General features: G+C 60.4%; 17 protein-coding genes and 1 tRNA gene. 7 read left to right on the top strand and 11 right to left on the bottom strand.

Annotation, left to right across the window (positions count from 1 at the left end; translation table 11 throughout):
* Positions 1–13: 13 nt before the first annotated feature.
* Positions 14–847: an SDR family oxidoreductase gene (locus FHT93_RS21895; protein WP_183849463.1), complete on the bottom strand. Its 834-nt coding sequence runs from the start codon at positions 845–847 to the stop codon at positions 14–16.
* 68 nt (positions 848–915) lie between these two features.
* Here FHT93_RS21895 and FHT93_RS21890 point away from each other — a divergent pair, with 68 nt between their 5' ends.
* Positions 916–1,887 carry a YihY/virulence factor BrkB family protein gene (locus tag FHT93_RS21890; protein ID WP_112545523.1) on the top strand — a complete coding sequence of 324 codons (972 nt, stop codon included), beginning with the start codon at positions 916–918 and terminating at the stop codon, positions 1,885–1,887.
* Here FHT93_RS21890 and gluQRS read toward each other — a convergent pair.
* Positions 1,852–2,733, bottom strand: a complete 882-nt coding sequence (gene gluQRS / locus FHT93_RS21885; protein ID WP_112545522.1) for a tRNA glutamyl-Q(34) synthetase GluQRS — start codon at positions 2,731–2,733, stop codon at positions 1,852–1,854. The two genes, FHT93_RS21890 and gluQRS, sit on opposite strands and share 36 nt — an antisense overlap.
* Between gluQRS and FHT93_RS21880 the strand changes: the two genes are divergently transcribed.
* Positions 2,732–3,418 carry a DNA-3-methyladenine glycosylase 2 family protein gene (locus tag FHT93_RS21880; protein ID WP_183849461.1) on the top strand — a complete coding sequence of 229 codons (687 nt, stop codon included), beginning with the start codon at positions 2,732–2,734 and terminating at the stop codon, positions 3,416–3,418. The two genes, gluQRS and FHT93_RS21880, sit on opposite strands and share 2 nt — an antisense overlap.
* Before the next feature lie 112 nt (positions 3,419–3,530).
* Positions 3,531–4,088 (top strand): HNH endonuclease, encoded by a 558-nt coding sequence (locus FHT93_RS21875; protein WP_112545520.1) that lies wholly within the window; start codon positions 3,531–3,533, stop codon positions 4,086–4,088.
* Positions 4,089–4,097: 9 nt separating this feature from the next.
* Here the strand turns inward: FHT93_RS21875 and FHT93_RS21870 are convergent, their stop codons facing one another.
* Positions 4,098–4,613: a disulfide bond formation protein B gene (locus FHT93_RS21870; RefSeq protein ID WP_183849460.1), complete on the bottom strand. Its 516-nt coding sequence runs from the start codon at positions 4,611–4,613 to the stop codon at positions 4,098–4,100.
* A gap of 22 nt (positions 4,614–4,635) precedes the next feature.
* A complete protein-coding gene (locus tag FHT93_RS21865; protein ID WP_112545518.1) occupies positions 4,636–5,226 on the bottom strand; it encodes a YqaA family protein in 591 nt (196 codons plus the stop codon).
* Between the two features lie 196 nt (positions 5,227–5,422).
* On the opposite strand from FHT93_RS21865, the gene FHT93_RS21860 reads away from it, so the two are divergent.
* Positions 5,423–5,725: a hypothetical protein gene (locus tag FHT93_RS21860; protein WP_183849458.1), complete on the top strand. Its 303-nt coding sequence runs from the start codon at positions 5,423–5,425 to the stop codon at positions 5,723–5,725.
* 33 nt (positions 5,726–5,758) lie between these two features.
* Here FHT93_RS21860 and FHT93_RS21855 read toward each other — a convergent pair whose 3' ends face one another.
* Positions 5,759–7,501 (bottom strand): cation:proton antiporter, encoded by a 1,743-nt coding sequence (locus FHT93_RS21855; RefSeq protein WP_112545516.1) that lies wholly within the window; start codon positions 7,499–7,501, stop codon positions 5,759–5,761.
* Between the two features lie 158 nt (positions 7,502–7,659).
* Between FHT93_RS21855 and FHT93_RS21850 the strand changes: the two genes are divergently transcribed.
* Positions 7,660–7,962 (top strand): hypothetical protein, encoded by a 303-nt coding sequence (locus tag FHT93_RS21850; protein WP_113013220.1) that lies wholly within the window; start codon positions 7,660–7,662, stop codon positions 7,960–7,962.
* A 110-nt stretch (positions 7,963–8,072) separates the two neighbouring features.
* Here the strand turns inward: FHT93_RS21850 and FHT93_RS21845 are convergent.
* Together FHT93_RS21845 and FHT93_RS21840 are read right to left on the bottom strand one after the other, a co-directional pair.
* Positions 8,073–8,157: transfer RNA gene (locus tag FHT93_RS21845), tRNA-Leu, on the bottom strand.
* A gap of 85 nt (positions 8,158–8,242) precedes the next feature.
* Complete coding sequence (locus FHT93_RS21840) at positions 8,243–9,538, bottom strand: MFS transporter (RefSeq protein WP_113208547.1); 1,296 nt, start codon at positions 9,536–9,538, stop codon at positions 8,243–8,245.
* Between the two features lie 124 nt (positions 9,539–9,662).
* On the opposite strand from FHT93_RS21840, the gene FHT93_RS21835 reads away from it, so the two are divergent.
* Positions 9,663–10,241, top strand: coding sequence for a TetR/AcrR family transcriptional regulator (locus FHT93_RS21835; RefSeq protein WP_112970897.1), 579 nt, complete (start codon positions 9,663–9,665; stop codon positions 10,239–10,241).
* 54 nt (positions 10,242–10,295) lie between these two features.
* Here FHT93_RS21835 and FHT93_RS21830 read toward each other — a convergent pair whose 3' ends face one another.
* Both FHT93_RS21830 and FHT93_RS21825 read right to left on the bottom strand, forming a co-directional pair.
* Positions 10,296–11,090 carry a class I SAM-dependent methyltransferase gene (locus FHT93_RS21830; protein ID WP_183849456.1) on the bottom strand — a complete coding sequence of 265 codons (795 nt, stop codon included), beginning with the start codon at positions 11,088–11,090 and terminating at the stop codon, positions 10,296–10,298.
* 186 nt (positions 11,091–11,276) lie between these two features.
* Positions 11,277–12,257 carry an aldo/keto reductase gene (locus tag FHT93_RS21825; RefSeq protein WP_113204401.1) on the bottom strand — a complete coding sequence of 327 codons (981 nt, stop codon included), beginning with the start codon at positions 12,255–12,257 and terminating at the stop codon, positions 11,277–11,279.
* Positions 12,258–12,479: 222 nt separating this feature from the next.
* Between FHT93_RS21825 and FHT93_RS21820 the strand changes: the two genes are divergently transcribed.
* Positions 12,480–14,117: an AMP-binding protein gene (locus tag FHT93_RS21820; protein ID WP_183849454.1), complete on the top strand. Its 1,638-nt coding sequence runs from the start codon at positions 12,480–12,482 to the stop codon at positions 14,115–14,117.
* Here FHT93_RS21820 and FHT93_RS21815 read toward each other — a convergent pair.
* Both FHT93_RS21815 and FHT93_RS21810 read right to left on the bottom strand, forming a co-directional pair.
* Complete coding sequence (locus tag FHT93_RS21815) at positions 14,114–15,391, bottom strand: GNAT family N-acetyltransferase (protein ID WP_183849452.1); 1,278 nt, start codon at positions 15,389–15,391, stop codon at positions 14,114–14,116. The two genes, FHT93_RS21820 and FHT93_RS21815, sit on opposite strands and share 4 nt — an antisense overlap.
* Positions 15,392–16,807, bottom strand: coding sequence for a lipopolysaccharide biosynthesis protein (locus FHT93_RS21810; RefSeq protein WP_113017264.1), 1,416 nt, complete (start codon positions 16,805–16,807; stop codon positions 15,392–15,394).
* Positions 16,808–16,962 lie beyond the last annotated feature (155 nt).

The following is a 16,962-nucleotide window of genomic DNA, read 5'->3' as shown; positions in this document are numbered from 1 at the left end:
GTCTCTTTTCTTTTCAGTCCGTCCAGCGCATCAGGCGGTAGAAGAGGTCGGACGGAAGCAGCCTCTTCAACAATATGCCCTGTTTAGCCGGAATCGTTACAGGATAATGTGGCTTCGGATTTTTCGAGTTCAATGCACGTTTCAATGCTGCGTAGACCGCTTCGGGGCCAAGCTTGTGGCGGTTGACCGGGCCTGAGCCTTCAAGGCGGGCGAGCTGCCGGCGGTATTCGACCGCATGGGGCGAGTTTTCCAGGTCGATATGTTCTTTGATCTTCGCCAGCGCGTTTGTGGTGAAGCGGCTGGTGATGGGTCCCGGCTCAATCAGGCTCACATGAATGCCGCTTCCCTGCAGCTCCATGCGCAAGGTGATGCTCAGGCCTTCGAGCGCGAATTTCGAGGCCGTGTAAGCGCCGCGATAGCGGTAGGGTACGAGGCCGAGGATCGAGGAGCATTGGACGATGCGACCCTGGCCGCGCCGGCGCATGAAGGGAATGACCAGCCTGGTCAGTTCGTGCCAGCCGAAGACATTGGTCTCGAACTGGTCGCGCAGGGCCTGCGCGGAGAGATCCTCGACTGCGCCCGGCTGCCCATAGGCGCCATTGTTGAACAAGGCATCGATCCTGCCGCCAGTGCGCTCGGCCACTGCGTCCACCAGCGCCGAGATCGTTTCAGGCTGCGTGTAGTCCATCAGCACGGCCTCGATGCCGTCTGCTTCGAGCGACGACAAATCCTCCGCCTTGCGTACTGTGGCGAAGACACGCCAGCCGTCGGCTTTCAGGGCGCGCGCGCAATAAGCGCCGATGCCGGAAGAGCATCCGGTCACGACGATGATGCGCGGGTCAGCCATTCAATGATTCCTGTACAAAATGGGACTCGTTTCCCATATTCGCGGAAAGGATACAATTGGGAAGCAGAATGCCGAAATTCCTGCGCACGTTCTACGATGTGGTGTACGACGCCATCTGCCACCTGATCGAGGACGATGGCTTTGCAATGGCAAGCCATGTGGCGCTTTCCACCCTGCTTGCAGTCTTTCCCTTCCTGATCTTCGGCACGGCGCTTGCCAATTTTCTTGGTGCCGACCAGTTTTCCACCACGGCCATCCATCTGATCTTCGATACGTGGCCTGAAGCGATCGCCAAGCCGCTGGCCGACCAGGTGGTGGAGGTCTTGACGATCCCGCGCGGCGGACTGCTGACCATCTCCGTGCTTGCAGCTGCCTATTTCGCCTCGAACGGTGTCGAGGCACTCAGGATCTCGCTCAATCGCGCCTATCGCGTGCAGGAGACGCGCCCTTGGTACTTCACCCGCCTTGCGAGCCTCGGTTATGTCCTCATCGCCGTGATCATCTTTGCGGTCATCAGCATTCTGCTCGTGGCAGTCCCTGTCGGTCTTGATTATGCCCGCGACTGGCTGCTGCACAACGACTCGCTCGAATGGCTTCCCGTCACCATCCGCCAATGGCTGCCGGCCATCGTCGACACACTCGAAATTGTCTTCAGCTGGCGCATCTACGGCACGCTCGTCATGCTGACGATTGCCCTGCTCGTCGTCCATCTCTGGCTGCCCTCCGGCAAGCGTCGCGTATTCGACGTCGTCCCAGGCGTGTTCCTGACCTTGATATTCTGGCTCATCGGCGCGCTGATCTTTGCCTATTATCTTGCGACCTTCGCCAACTACACGGCCACCTATGCCGGTCTGGCGTCCGTCATGATCGTGCTGATCTTTCTCTATATGGTGGGTGTCATCTTCATCGTCGGCGCGGAGATCAATGCGGCGCTCATGAAGTTCCGGGTGTTGCGCAATTTCTCGCGAACTTTCTCGGTGGTCGGACGTGACCACGCCGCCGATTCAAAGCCCGATAAGACTGCGAATATCGGCGGCTGACAGCCCCCTGGCACGCAGTTCCGCAAGGCCGGTATCGCCTTCACTCTTGGAAAGTTTGCGGCCCTCTGCATCCACGATGAGACGGTGATGGTGATAGACGGGCTGCGGCAGGTCGAGCAGCTCCTGCAGCAGCCGATGCACCGAGGTGGCGTGGAAGAGGTCGAGGCCGCGCACGACGTGGGTCACGCCCTGCAGCGCATCGTCGATGACGACGGAGAGATGATAGCTCGAGGGCGCGTCCGAGCGCGAGAGAACGACGTCGCCCCAGGCGACGGGTTCGGCCAGGATTTCGCCCTTACGCTCATCGCCTGTCTCCATCCAGAACAGCGGTTCACCGATCAGGTCCAACGCCCTGCTCATGTTCAGCCGCCATGCATGTCTGAGACCTGAGCCCAGCATCGCGTCGCGTTCTTCCTCGCTGCGGTCACGATCGTCGGCTGGATAATGCGGCGTGCCATCCGGATCGCGCGGCCAGGGCTCGCCCATCCGCTCATAGGCGGTAACGCGTGCCTTGACCTCACTGCGCGTCAGAAAGGAGGGATAGACCAGCCCGCGTTCGATCAGCGAATGAAGGGCTGTCTGATATTCGGAAAAATGTTCCTGCTGGCGACGGACCGGCTGTTCCCATTCAATGCCCAGCCACCTGAGGTCGGCGAATATGCCGGCCTCGAATTCCGGTGTGCAGCGGGTCAGGTCTATGTCTTCGATACGCAGCAGCAGCCGACCATCTGCGGCCCTGGCCATGTCGTTGTTCAGGAAAGCCGACAGCGCGTGACCGAGATGCAGCTGCCCATTGGGGCTCGGAGCGAAACGGAAGACGGGTTTTTGACGCGGAGTCGTGATCATGCTTTCTTCTGGCATGGATTTGAAACGATCGCGAGGCAAGGTGCGGGTCATCAGCAATGAAAAGGATATTAAGGAGGGGCTTGCCTCTCTCCTTGTTCTCGATCCGCGGCTCGTGGCAATTGCCAGGGAGGCAGGCCCCGTTCCGCTCCGGCTGCGCGAGCCAGGATTTGCCGGCCTTGCCCATATCATCGTTTCGCAGATGGTATCGCGGGCGAGCGCCGAGGCGATCTGGCGGCGGATGCAGCCAGAGAGCGGAATGCTGAGCGCGCAATCTTACATATTGCTTCATCCCGATGCCTGGCGCGAGTTCGGTCTCTCTCGCGCCAAGGCCGATACACTGACGCGGATTGCGCAAGCGGTTGCTTCAGGACGAATCAATCTGGAGGCCATGATCCAAAAGCCGCCCGGCGAAGCGCTCGCAGAACTGACGGCCCAGAAGGGAATCGGGCCATGGACGGCGGAGGTCTATCTGATGTTCTGCGGCGGCCATGTGGATGTATTTCCATCGGGCGACGTGGCGCTTCAGGCGGCGGTCGCTGCGGCATTCGGTCTCGCTGAACGCCCGCAAGCCAAAGTCCTTGCAGGGCTTGCGGAAATCTGGTCGCCATGGCGTTCGGTCGCAGCCCGGCTTTTCTGGGCTTATTACGCTGCAAAAATGCGTCGGGACGTGCTGCCGGTCGCCTGACGGACACCCTCCCTCAATTTGCCTTTATCCCCTGAATTTATTGGACTTCACAATCCTGTAACAACCGGCCTAATATACAAGTGCAGATGCCGAATCGATCCAGGAGGGCTCCTTGACGATTGCAGTCTCACCACAGGCCCTGCCAGCGCTCGTCCTGAACGCTGACTACCGGCCGCTGAGTTATTACCCCTTGTCGCTCTGGTCCTGGCAGGACGCGATCAAGGCGGTATTTCTCGACCGTGTGAACATTATCGCAGAATATGAGCATGAGGTTTCCTCACCGAGCTTCTCGATGCGGTTGCCGAGTGTCGTGTGCCTAAAGACTTACGTTCAGCCGTCCCGCAATCCCGCCTTCACCCGCTTCAACGTCTTCCTGCGCGACAGGTTCGAGTGCCAGTATTGCGGCGCTCACGACGATCTGACCTTCGACCATGTCATCCCGCGCGCTCACGGCGGCGAGACAACCTGGGAGAATGTCGTGGCGGCCTGTTCTCCCTGCAATTTGCGTAAGGGCAGCAAGCTTCCGAAGCAGGCTGGCATGCTCCCGGCGCAAAAGCCTTATCAGCCGACCGTGCAGGACCTGCACAATAACGGTCGGCTCTTCCCGCCGAACTACCTGCATGACAGCTGGCTCGACTACCTCTACTGGGACACCGAGCTGCAGCCCTGATCGAACCGACTACGCAGTCTTCTTCACGCTCCAGAAGGCGAAGGCTGCGAGGACCAGGCTTGCGATCACATTCCAGCCGGCGAAGGACAAGCCCAGGACCCGCAGCGCTGCATCCGTGCAGGACGGGCCCTTGATCGTATTCAGTTCGCCCAGGAGATCGCCGGCATTGGTGGTCATGCTGCTGGCCGTGGTCGAGCAGGTGGCTGGACCGGGCCAGAAATGCCACTCGACGCCGGCGTGATAGACGCCCATGCCGGCGCCCACCAGCATCAGGATGCCGACGGCGAGGATGATGGCGCGCGTCATCCAGTTCGGCAGGCCGACGAGCGCCGCAACAGCGCCGACTACAGCGATTGGAATGCCATAATAATAGGGCTGGCGCTGCAGCAGGCAGAGCGCACACGGAATATAGCCGCCGATATACTGGAAGCCGAGCGCCGTGCCGACGACCACTGCCATGGCAATGGCGAGCAGCAGCGAGAGGGTGAAGCCCGGGCGGGCAAGCGGCGAGGTGGGGGCAGTCATGGCGGAACTCCGCGAAGTTGGCTCAGTGGGCAAAATATCGATAGGCTAGATATAGCACGATCACGACCGCTGCGCCGACGCCGACGATCTGGCCGAGGCGCTTCTCGATGAAGTGGCGGATCGGCTCGCCATAACGGCGCAGCAGCCAGGCAAGGAAGAGGAAGCGGGCGCCGCGGGCGATGATTGCCGAAACGATGAAGAGCGGCAGGCTGACGTGGATGACGCCGGATAGAATCGTGACGATCTTGATTGGCGGCAGGTGCGCCAGACCCGATGTGACGAGAAGCAGGAGGATCGTCTCGTAGGTGACGTAGGACTTCATCTGCTCGAATTGATCGAGCTTTCCATAGAATTCTAGCACCGGGCGCGCGACAGCCTCGTAGGCATAATAGCCGAGCGCCCAGCCGGCGATTCCGCCCAGCACCGATGCGATGGTAGCGACGATCGCGTAGCGATAGGAGCGTTCGGGCTTGGCAAGTGCCATCGGCAGGAAGAGCACGTCCGCGGGAACCAGAAAGACGGAGCTTTCGACGAAGGCGATGACGGCGAGCCAGACTTCGGCCGATTTCTTAGAGGCCAGAGACATGGTCCAGTCGTAAAGTCTGCGGAGCATCCGTTTCCTTTCCTTGTTGCGACGCACAAAGCATTAGGGGGCGATCGTGACGCTGTAAATGCTTGGTCTTCGGCTTGACGACGTTCGCGTTGAAAATTTTCGTGATCGACCTGGTCCCCCTCCCAAGATTTAGCAGGATGGCAAGGGGGCGAATCTGCGGCAAGCTACCGGCAGATCGAAATATTGACGGCACCCCATGAGATTGAAGGTCATAGACGGCGGGCTCAGCGCCGCCAAAGAATGGAACAAGGAAGCGGAACACCGCCGGCCGGAACATGAGGATGTTCGCCGCGAGGCCGAGCGGCGTCTCGGTGCCAGCGGATATCACCGGTCACGGGTTATGGAATTTGCTATTGGTGTGCCGATGCCGTCATCACTCAGATACCTCGCCATGCAGATCGAATATGCTGCCGAGGCAATGTGCCGTCTCGATCGTATTCCAGCTGATTTCGATTCAGACCTGTACTGGCCGATGCTGGACAGCACTACGACAGCGTGACAGGGGTTTGGCAACGACCAGCCGCCGGACCGCTTACGACAGGTCCATGGATTTTTCCCACTGCTGGCGCATGACGTTCATTTCGGTGCGCTTCTGGGCCATTTCGCTGACGATGGCACGGAGGTTCGGATGACGCGACATGAACATGTTGAAATCGCGGCGCTCCAGCACTTCGAATTGGCAGAAATCGACAGCGATGACGTCAGCCGTACGGCGACCGCCGCTGAGTAGCGCCATTTCACCGAAGAAGGCGCCGGGCTCCAGGCGAACCGAGCCGCTTGCCAGCCTCACTTCGACCGCGCCGGAAGAAATGAAATACATGCTGTCGCCGCGGTCGCCGCGTCGGATGACACGTTCACCGGGTGGAGCAAGTCTAGCCTGGAAGAGCAGCAGCAGTTCCTCCAGTGCATCCTCGTTGACCTCTGAAAAGAGCGGGAAAGTATCGATCAGTTGCTGGATGCGCAGATGGTGCTGGCGTTCACGCTCCTCGCCGATTGCACGGATCTTCTCGAGTTCGCGGCTGAGAGTGTCCTGATTCTTGCGGCCGTACGTGTCGTAGACACGCGGCCATTTCGTCTTGATATGGCGGTTCAGGTTTTCCGCTACGAAGATGACCAGCGGATTGAGGGTGATGGAGAGGATCGCGGCGGCGAGGATCAGATCCTGCCCCTCATGCGGCAACAGACCGAGGGAGACACCGAGTCCAGCGAGGATGAATGAGAATTCGCCGATCTGAGCAAGGCCACCGGCGGCCGTCAGGCCCATGCCGATCGGATAGCGCAAGAAAGTTACGATGCCGAAGGCGATAATCGCCTTGCCGATGATAATCAGCGCCAAGGCACTGATGACGGCAAGCGGCTGCTTCACGATGATCGATGGATCGAAGAGCATGCCGACCGAGACGAAGAACAACACCGAAAAAGCGTTCTGCAACGGCAGGGAATCGGCTGCTGCTCGATGGCTGAGATGGGATTCGCTCATGACCACGCCGGCAAAGAAGGCGCCGAGCGCGAAGGAAACGCCAAAGATCGCCGCCGAGCCGAAGGCGATGCCAAGTGCGATGGCAAGCACCGCAAGAGTAAAAAGCTCACGCGAGCCGGTGCGGGCAATCAGCGTCAGAAGCCAGGGCACGATACGCGGGCCGAGGAAGATCGCCATGGCGGCAAAAGCTGCGACCTTCAGCAATGTCAGCGCGATCGTGGCCCAGAGAGGCAGGTCGAGGCCGTGCCAGGCTTCACCCGCATGGCCACCCAAAAGCTCGGCCAGTGCCGGCAGAAGCACGAGCGCCAGCACCATTGCAAGATCCTCGACGATCAGCCAGCCGACGGCAACACGCCCACCGGCGGTGTTGACAAGGTTACGTTCTTCCAGCGCCTTCAGAAGTACGACGGTACTGGCAACCGAAAGGCTGAGGCCGAAGACGATGCCGGCGCCGAGGCTCCAGCCCCAGAGTTCTCCGAGGCCGATGCCGAGCAGGGTGGCAAGGAGAATCTGGCCAATGGCGCCGGGTATTGCGATGCCGCGCACGGCAAGAAGATCGGATGCCGAGAAATGAAGGCCGACGCCGAACATCAGCAGGATCACGCCCATTTCGGCAAGCTGGCTCGCAAGCTCGGTATCGGCAACGAAGCCCGGCGTAAAAGGCCCCATGACGACCCCGGCGGCAAGATAGCCGACCAGTGGCGGCAGCCTCAACCTGTCCGCGCCGTAGCCAAGAATTACCGCAAAGACGAAGCTTATGGCTACCGTCGCAATGAGTCCCGTTTCCTGGTGCATCAGCCCTCTCAAAATGCCGCAAGGCCGGCACTTTAGGACGAAGCGTCGGCAAAGTTAAAGAGTTGATTTGAATAGAATTGGCTTAAAGGACTGCCTTTTTGGGCGGAACCACGAAGCTCTTGGGTCGTTGCCTATGCATGAAGACGAGGAGAAGAGATATGCGAAAGATCATCATCAACTGTGCAATCGCTGCCCTTGCCTTGGGCTCTGCTGCGGCGCCTGCAATGGCAGACAGCGTTACAGTCACACGCGAGCGCGCCTATGACGGTTATGATCGCTACGACCGTGACCGAGACCGGGTCCGCCCCGGCGTTACCATCAGTGATCGCGGTATTACGTTCGGCGCGGTGCGCGAACGTGATCGTTATCGCGATCGGGACCGTGACCGCTGCTACACGCGTAGCGTGACCCGCGAGACTGACGAAGGAACGGTCACAAAAACCGTAAGACGGTGTGACTAAGCAGCCGGCTGAGGTCCTGCACTTTGTGGAACTTCAGCATCGTCGGCCACGGATGGTGCCTCGCCCTTCAGGGCGGGGCAAACATACTAGATCTGATATTTAGAGATATTTGGTGCCCCATGCCGGGGTCGAACCAGCACTTCTTTCGAAACTCGATTTTGAGTCGAGCGCGTCTACCAATTCCGCCAATGGGGCAGCGAAACACGAGGCGGCTGTCTAACATGCGTTCGCCCGCGCGTGCAAGACGGCGGGCGAAGTTTAGCCGCTTCGAATTTTGTGTTTAGTGGGCCACAGTTGCGCTTGCGCCGGTTAGGCCTGATTTCTTCAGCGTGATCGCCAGAACCGAGGCCAACAGACAGAAGGCACCGGCAATGAAGAAAGCCGGCAGGTAGCTTTCCAGCGCCGTACGCGACAGGCCGGCGCCGTAAGCAGCGGTTGCCGCGCCAAGCTGGTGGCCGGCGAAGACCCAGCCGAAGACGAGGCCGGCTTTTTCACGGCCGAAGCGGTCAGCGGCAATCTTGACGGTCGGCGGCACCGTGGCGATCCAGTCGAGGCCGTAGAAGACCGCGAAGATCGACAGGCCGTAGAACGAGAAATCGCTGAAGGGCAGGAAGAGCAGCGAGAGGCCGCGCAAGCCGTAATACCAGAAAAGCAGCCAGCGATTGTCGAAGCGGTCGGAAAGCCAGCCGGAGCCGATCGTGCCGAAGAAATCGAAGATGCCCATGACGGCAAGCACGCTGGCGGCTGCGACCGGCATGATGCCGTAGTCGCCGCAAAGGGTGACGAAATGCGTCTGGATCAGGCCGTTGGTGCTGAGACCGCAGATGAAGAAGGTGGCAAACAGGATCCAGAAGGTCGAAGTCTTGGAAATTTCCCTGAGAACCGTGATCGGCGTTGCAAGGGCGGCGGCGAGTGTGCCGCGGGCGGGGGGCGGCGTCACCTGAGTTTCGCCGACCGAGGGCAGGTTTACGTCCGAGGGGCGGTCACGCATGAAAAGCAGCACGAGAAGAGCAGCAACCATGATCATCGCGCAGACGAAGAAGACCGTGGCGCGCCAGCCGTAGCGTTCGGTCAATTCCGCCATCAGCGGTAGGAAGACGAGCTGGCCGGTCGCCGAGCTTGCCGAGAGCATGCCGACGACAAGGCCGCGATGCTTGACGAACCAGCGGGTGGAAACCGTGGCTGCCAGCACCATGGCAGTCAGCCCGGTTCCAAAGCCGACGACGATGCCCCAGAGCGCCAGCAGATGCCAGAGCTTGGTCATGAACAGCGACCCGACGAAGCCCGCGCCGATCAAGGCAAGGGCGAAGACAATGACTTTGCGGACACCGAAATAATTCATGAAGGCGGCCGCAAACGGTCCCATCAGGCCGAAAAGGATCAGGCGGATGGCAAGTGCGGAGGAAATCTGCGAAGTTTCCCAGCCGAACTCATTCTGCAGCGGCTTGATGAGCACGCCCGGCGCGCCCATTGCGCCGGCGGTTACCAGCATGGTCAGGAAGGTGGCTGCGACGACAACCCATCCATAGTGGATGTTTCGCCGGGCAAGGGTTGAGGCAAGTACAGCAGAGACCATGGGCAAATTCCGTTTGTGACGTCGGGACCATACAAGGCCGCTTTACATGACGACCATCATATTTGTTGCATATTGATGATGGACATCATATAAATTGTCAAGCGACCATTTCCGGAGACGAAAGATGCGGGTCACCCGCGAGAAATTTGCAGAAAACCGCGAGAAGATCCTGACGGCAGCCAGCGTGCTCTTCCGCGAGAACGGGTTCGACGGCGTCGGCGTTGCGGACATCATGAAAGCCGCTGGTCTGACGCATGGCGGGTTCTACGGCCATTTCGAATCAAAGGACGATCTTGCCTTGGAGGTCAGCCGCAAGCTGATCGAGCGGGTGGAGGAACGCTGGCGTGAGTTGATTGTCGGACATCCAGATCGTCCGCTTCAGGCGCTGCTCGATCATTACATCCATTGGCGCACGGTCGACGATCCCGGTGGAAGCTGCGTCTTTGCGTCGCTGATCCAGGAGGTCAGCCGCAGCGAAGGGGCGGTTCGTGCGACCTTCAGCGAGGGCTTGTCCACGCTGGTCGATGTGCTGAAAGAAGTGGTGCCCGGCGCGACTGAGGAAGAGCGCCGTGCCAATGCGACGACAACGCTTTCATCGATGATGGGGGCCGTCATTCTTGCCCGCGCGGTCGAGGACCGGGCGCTCGCCGAGCAATTTCTGGTCACGATGCGCCGCAGGCTCGATCCGGCGCAATCATCCTAGGGCATTCGCGCATTCCCGTTGCAAAAACGGCTCCGCGCTTTTGCTGGAGTTGCTTCAGTCGCGGAAGGCGATCATCGCAAGGCCTTCGACGATTTCAGTAAAGGTGCCGTTCGGCGAGAGCGCTGCGAGTTCGCTGCGGAAGGCTGCCTCGAATTCTTCTGTCTTGTCGCCCAGCGCCTGTGGAGAGGTGACGGACATGGAGAAGGCGCGGCCGATTATGTCCTCCGTCCCGATTATCCGTTCGTTGACGATGCCGATGCGTTCGAGGTTGCGGAAGGGGGAGTGCAGCAGGACCGTCTCGTGCGGTCCGAATTCCGGCGCTCGGCGCAATTTGCGCTCGGCGTTTTTTTCCGGCGAATAGGTCTCTGACAGCTGATGCAGGATATCACGCCAATCCGGTGCGGCCGCGATATGCCTGTCGGAGAAGAGAACGACAGCGCCATCGCGAGCGATGAGCTTATCGAGTGCGGCAAGCGTTGTCGGGCGGTCCATCCAATGGAAGGCGCGGCCCATGACTGCAAGCTTCAGCGGCGCCAGATCCTGGCCGAGATCGTAAGAGGAGCCCTGGATAAGCCTTATAGTGACCGCGGCTTTGGACGCATTCTCGCGTGCTGCATCCAGCATTTCCGGCTCGGGATCAATCCCGATTACATCGGCGCCGGCGAGGCGTGCGAAGGCGATGCCGAGCGGTGCCGGGCCGCAGCCGAGATCAAGCAGACGATCACCGGTTTTCAGGCCGGTTCGTTCGGTAACACGTTCGATCAACCTGTCCGGATAGGGGACGCGGAAGCGGCTATAGTAGGTAGCGGTGGTGCGGAAGCGGCGAGCTTCGTAGGGAAAGATGGTCATGCGGCGGGCCCTCTGTTTGCCCGAAACGGCTAAGGCCTAAGTGTGACCGGCTCGTGATGATCTGCCTCAATGGTCGTGACCCAGCTGAGCACTGATATTCCATGCGCGGCGCTCGCCTGAAAGTCCCGACTTTGGAAATTGAAAGGGTCTCCCTCCGCACCAGCAGAGGGAGATTGCCGGGGCGTGTTATTTAAAGCCCGCAACATTGTGCGGGATATAGGGGGCTTCGAGTGCGGCAATGTCTTCGGCGCTGAGTTTCACGGTCAGCGAGCCGACGGCATCCGTGAGGTGTTGCGCCTTGGATGCGCCGATGATCGGCGCGGTGACGGCACTTTTCTGCAGGATCCAGGCGGTGGCGACCTGCGCGCGGGAGATGCCATGGGCCCTGGCAATTTCGGCAACTTTCTCGACGATCTTGCGATCGGCATCTTCAGCCTGCCTGTAGAGCGTCTTGCCGAATTCATCGGTCTCGCTGCGGTTGGTCTTATCGTCCCAGTCACGGGTCAACCGGCCGCGGGCAAGCGGGCTCCAGGGAATGACGCCGATCTTCTGGTCTTCGCAGAAGGGCAGCATTTCGCGTTCTTCCTCGCGGTAGAGCAGGTTCAGATGGTCCTGCATGCTGACGAATTCCGTCCATCCGTTGAGGCGGGAGGTATAAAGCGCCTTGGCGAACTGCCAGGAATACATGGAGGAGGCGCCGATATAACGCGCCTTGCCGGCTTTCACGACATCATGGAGAGCTTCGAGCGTTTCCTCGATCGGTGTTGTGTAGTCCCACCGGTGGATCTGGTAGAGGTCGACATAATCGGTGCCGAGGCGGCGCAGACTGTTGTCGATCTCGTCGAAGATCGCCTTACGCGACAGGCCGGCGCCGTTCGGGCCGGGGCGCATGCGATTGAAGACCTTGGTGGCGAGAACAATATCCTCACGCTTGGCGAAATCCTTGATGGCGCGGCCGACGATCTCCTCGGAGGACCCGTTGGAATAGGTATTGGCCGTGTCGAGGAAATTGATCCCGAGTTCGATCGCTTGCCGCAGCAATGCGCGGCTTCCTTCTTCAGGCAGGCTCCAGGCGTGGTTTCCACGGTCCGGATCGCCATAGGTCATGCAGCCGAGGCAGATCTTCGAGACTTCGAGACCGGTTTTCCCGAGTTTTACATATTCCATAAAAATGCTCCGTGATGAATTTCAGCGGCTCCCCAGGCGCATGCGCATGATGTAGTGCAGAAATTGCCGAAGTCTCAGTGAGTAGGCGGAGAATGTCTTCTGCAGTTAGCGCAATAATACGTGATGGGCAGGCGGGATGTCGTCTTATCCTTGCGGATTACAATGCTTGCACATTCGACCGGTGAGGTGTTAGCTGGTGCAGCATTTTACTGGATCATGCCTATGAAACTGCCGCCCGGCGATCGATATGACACGCTCTACCGCGATTTTTCCTGGCAGATATCAAAGGATTTCAATATCGGCCGTGCCGTCAGCGACGATTGGGCCGCGCGTGATCCCGATCGCGTCTGTCTCGAACATTTTAGTCCCGACGGCCACCATCTGTCTTTGACATATGGCGAGCTTGCCGCCCGCTCCTCATCCTTCGCCAATGCGCTGTCAGCACTTGGCATCGGCAGGGGGGATCGGGTTGCGCTGCTCCTGCCGCAATGTTTCGAGACGGTCGTTTCGCATGTCGCGATCTACAAGATGGGCGCAATCGCGCTGCCGCTGGCGCTGCTCTTCGGGGTCGAGGCCCTGGAATACCGGCTGAAGGCTGCGGGCGCGACAGCCGTCGTCACCAACGGCTTCGGGCTTGCACGCATCAACCAGATCCGCGACCGGCTGCCTGACGTCAGACACGTCGTCTCGATCGAGGGAGAATCGGCTGGTACGCTCGGTTTTGCCGAGCTGGTCTCTGCCTATTCTTCCGCTTTCGAAATTGTGTCGTCAGGCCCGGACGAGCCAGCGCTGATGATCTTCACGTCGGGCACGACGGGGCCGCCGAAGGGCGCATTGCATGGTCACCGGGTTCTCGCCGGCCATATTCCCGGCATGCAGTTTGCCCATGAAGGCTTTCCGCAGGCCGGAGACAAGGTCTGGACGCCGTCAGACTGGGCCTGGGCGGGCGGGCTGCTCAATGCGCTGCTGCCGAGCCTGTTGCTCGGCGTGCCTGTCGTCTCCTCGCCGGCCCAGAAATTTGATGCCGACATGGCCTATCGCATCATGGCCGAGATGAGGGTGCGTAATGCTTTCATTCCGCCGACGGCGCTCCGGCTCCTGAAATCCGTCGAGGAGCCGCGCTCGAAATACGATCTCGTGCTGCGCACCATCGGTTCGGCAGGTGAATCGCTGGGGCGCGAAACCTACGAGTGGGCGCGCCGTACGCTTGGCATCACCGTCAATGAATTTTACGGACAGACGGAGTGCAATTTTGTGCTGTCTTCGAGCTCTGCCTTCGGGGTGACCAAAGCTGGCGCGATCGGGCGCGCCTCACCTGGTCACAGGGTTGCTGTTGTCAGCGACGAAGGTGACGAACTGCCGGTCGGAGAGCAGGGGCAGATCGCAATCGCCAGCCCTGATCCAGTAATGTTTCTCGGTTACTGGAACGATCCCGATGCGACAGACAGGAAATATGCCAAGGGTTGGCTGTTGACCGGCGATATCGGTCGGCAGGACGCGGAGGGTTATGTCACCTTTGCGGGCCGCGACGACGACGTCATCACCTCATCTGGCTACCGTATCGGGCCTGCAGAGATCGAGGACTGTCTCATCGGCCATCCGGCCGTACAGCTTGCTGCGGCCGTCGGAAAGCCCGATGCGCTGCGCACGGAGATCGTCAAGGCCTATATCGTGCTTTCGCCGGGCTACAACCCGAGCGCGGAACTGGCAGTGGAGATCCGGGACTGGGTGAAAACCCGGCTTTCGATGCACGAATATCCGCGCGAGGTCGAATTCGTCGATGCACTGCCGCTGACGACGACGGGCAAGGTCATCCGGCGCCTGCTGCGGGAAAAGGCTGCGGCGGAAGCTAAAAGCTAACCGCGGCCGGCGAGCGACATGATCTTCTCGCGTAGCATCTTCGCCATGTTGCGGGTGCTGCGGTACATGTGAAGCTGAGCCGCGACCTGCCGCATGTCGCGGTCACCGTTCTGGGTGAGGCCGATCACCAGTGTGCCCATCTCCTCGCGTTCCTGCCAGAAGCGGCTCATGATCGGATGATCCGAGACCGCGCAGGAATCCGAGCGTACGACATTGGCGTCGTCGAGATGCCATTCGGTCAGCTCGCTCATTAGCAGCTTGCCTGGCGAATAGCGGGAGTAGCTTTCGTCGTAGGCAGTCTTCCAGGTATAGGCCTCGCCACCCATCATCAGTACGACCACGGCAGCAATCGCCTTGCCGTTGATGTCGATCGTATGGATGCGCACGGCATCGACTTCCGCCAGATTGGAGACGGCCTCGCGGGCGAAGGCGGTGTGATAGCGGTCGGTCACCAGCGCACTGCGGCGCTTGCCCTTCCAGCCGCCAGCCTCCAACGCGAGGAACTCCTCGAAGCGCAGGTGGATTTCGCGTGGCTGGCGGGCAACGGTGTGGACGACACTGCCGAGCTCTTCGAGAAGCCGCCACTGGCGGCGCATCTCGCGCTGGTGAGAGGAGGATATGGTGCGGCCGAGATAGACCATGGCGTCGTCATCGCTTTGCAGCATCGGCCGCTCATAGGGATTGGCAACTGTCAGCGGCAGGTTGCGGCTGAGGGCCACCGCCTTTGCCATCCGCACGAAGATACCGTTTAGCCGTACATCCGGCAGCACCAGTGTGCCCGGCAGGCCAAGGTCCGGCGTGACAAGGCCTTCGAAGAGGTTGTCGAGCGTCTCCGCGGCTTCCTCTGCATCGACCAAGGGCGTGCCGAGCGGACCGAAACTGTTTGCCCAGCCGCGGATGATCGACGGGCCAACGGCAAAGCCGGGCTTGTCGACCGAGAAGGGCATGAGCAGGCGCATGCGGCTGCGATGTTCGTTCTCGTCGCGGATGATGGCGAAATTCACCTGCCGGTCTTCAAGACGTGGCATGGCAGGCGCCAGAAAGCGGCCGCTGAAGAAGACGTTCGGTTCCATCGCGCGGTTGGAGAGGAAATCCAATTCTTCCTGCAGATCGTAACCCAGCCTGCCCGGGTAAAGGCAGAGCTCGCGCCCCAGCCGGCCGATTTCGATCCGTGCTTCAGCCTGCGGCGCCTCGAACTTGAGCGCGGCGAGATCGTGAACCATGCGGTTCGCGTTGCTGTCGGTGCTCTCGGTGATGGGTGGTACACGTACCATCTATCGGGCTCTCATTTCTGGCGTTGCGATGGAAGGGGTTGCGAAGGCGAAAAGCGCGAAGCCGAGCGCACGACGGACAAAGACATGCAGCAGGATCGCTTCCACGGCCATGGCGGAGGCCGTGGCGATTGCCGTGCCGACAATGCCGTAGTGAGGGATCAGCAGGAGATTGAGGCCGACATTGGCGGCGAGTGCTCCGGCGTAAAGGGCGACACAGAGGTTCTGCTTGCCCGCCATCATCAGCAGCGTCTCGGCGGGACCGATCAGCGCCTTGGCAAGAATACCGGCCAGCAGGATCGCCATCAACACATAACCGGCAGTAAAGGCGCCTCCGAAGAGCGACAAGAGCATATGACCGGCGGCCAGCACCGCGAGACCGGCAACAAGCGCCGGCCAGAAAGTCCAGCGCGCGGCATCGATAGCCGCAACTGCGAGATCGGCTCGGTTGCCCTCGGCGATGATCGAGGAGAAGCGCGGGCCGGCGGCGGCCTTCACCGAGAAATTGATGAAATGTACCAGCGCCATGGTCTTGGCCGCTGCGAAATAGATCGCAACGTCGTGCGGCTCCAGAAAGATGCCGACGACGACGACATCGGAATTGGTCAGCAGGAAGCTCACGCCTTCGATGAGGAAGATCGGAAATGCGACACCGAGCCATTCCACGAAATCGACCTTGCGCGGGCCGGCATCGTAGTGCTTGCGCATCCGATAGAGGGTTGCGGCATATTGGCCGAGTGCCGTGACGAAGGTCGCCGCGAGCGCTGCCTGCATGGCGGTGACTGCCGTATGCGGCGCGTCGAAGAAAATCGCAGCCAGCATGAAGAGGATGATGAGGATCGGCCTGACAATATAGACCGGGCTCAGCGCCATGACGGGCCAATGATTGGCCCGCGACGTGCCCTCGAGGATGTCGCCGAGCGCGATCATCGGCATCGCCATGAGGCCGAGGAAGATCGGAACCAGATAGTAGCTCTCGATCCTGTCGCCGAAGAAATGCAGGCCAAGCATGCCGGCGATGAGAACGGTCGTGCCCGAGACCATTGCAAAGATGCGCGCAATACCCGTCAGGCCGCGGATTTCGGCGAAGGCGCCGGCAGCGCGATATTGCGGCAGGAAGCGGACAATCGCGGTGTGGAAACCGAGGCAGGAAAGATCCCCGCATAGAACGACCAGCACCCAGACGAAAACGAAGATGCCGTATTCATATTCGCCCATCAGCCGGGCAAGTATGATCTGCGACAGGAAGGCGAGGGCCGCACTCAGAATGCGGATCGAAAAGGCGATCAGCGCCATACGCTGGGCGGCGGCCTTGTCGCCCCGTTCGGTCAGGACCGCGGCAAGCATGCGCCGCGCCCGGCCGGCGACCGGCCGCAGCCCCGCGGGCAGCATCTTTTCCGCTGTTTCTATGACCGCCATTCTGAACACGCAAAACTCTAAGGGCAGGGCATTCGCACGGCCAAGTCTTGCCAGACCAGGGTTAAGAAACGGTATGCCCGGCGAGGAGGTCTTGCCTGTCGCGGTGATCCATAATTGGGCGGAATTACCCAAGAAAAATGGCGCCCGAGGGCGCC

Origin of the sequence: Rhizobium sp. BK379, from assembly GCF_014193955.1 — a bacterium.
In the GTDB taxonomy this organism is placed as follows: domain Bacteria; phylum Pseudomonadota; class Alphaproteobacteria; order Rhizobiales; family Rhizobiaceae; genus Rhizobium.
The sequence above is the reverse complement of the archived record's forward strand: the minus strand, read 5'-3'. Positions and strand labels throughout refer to the sequence as shown.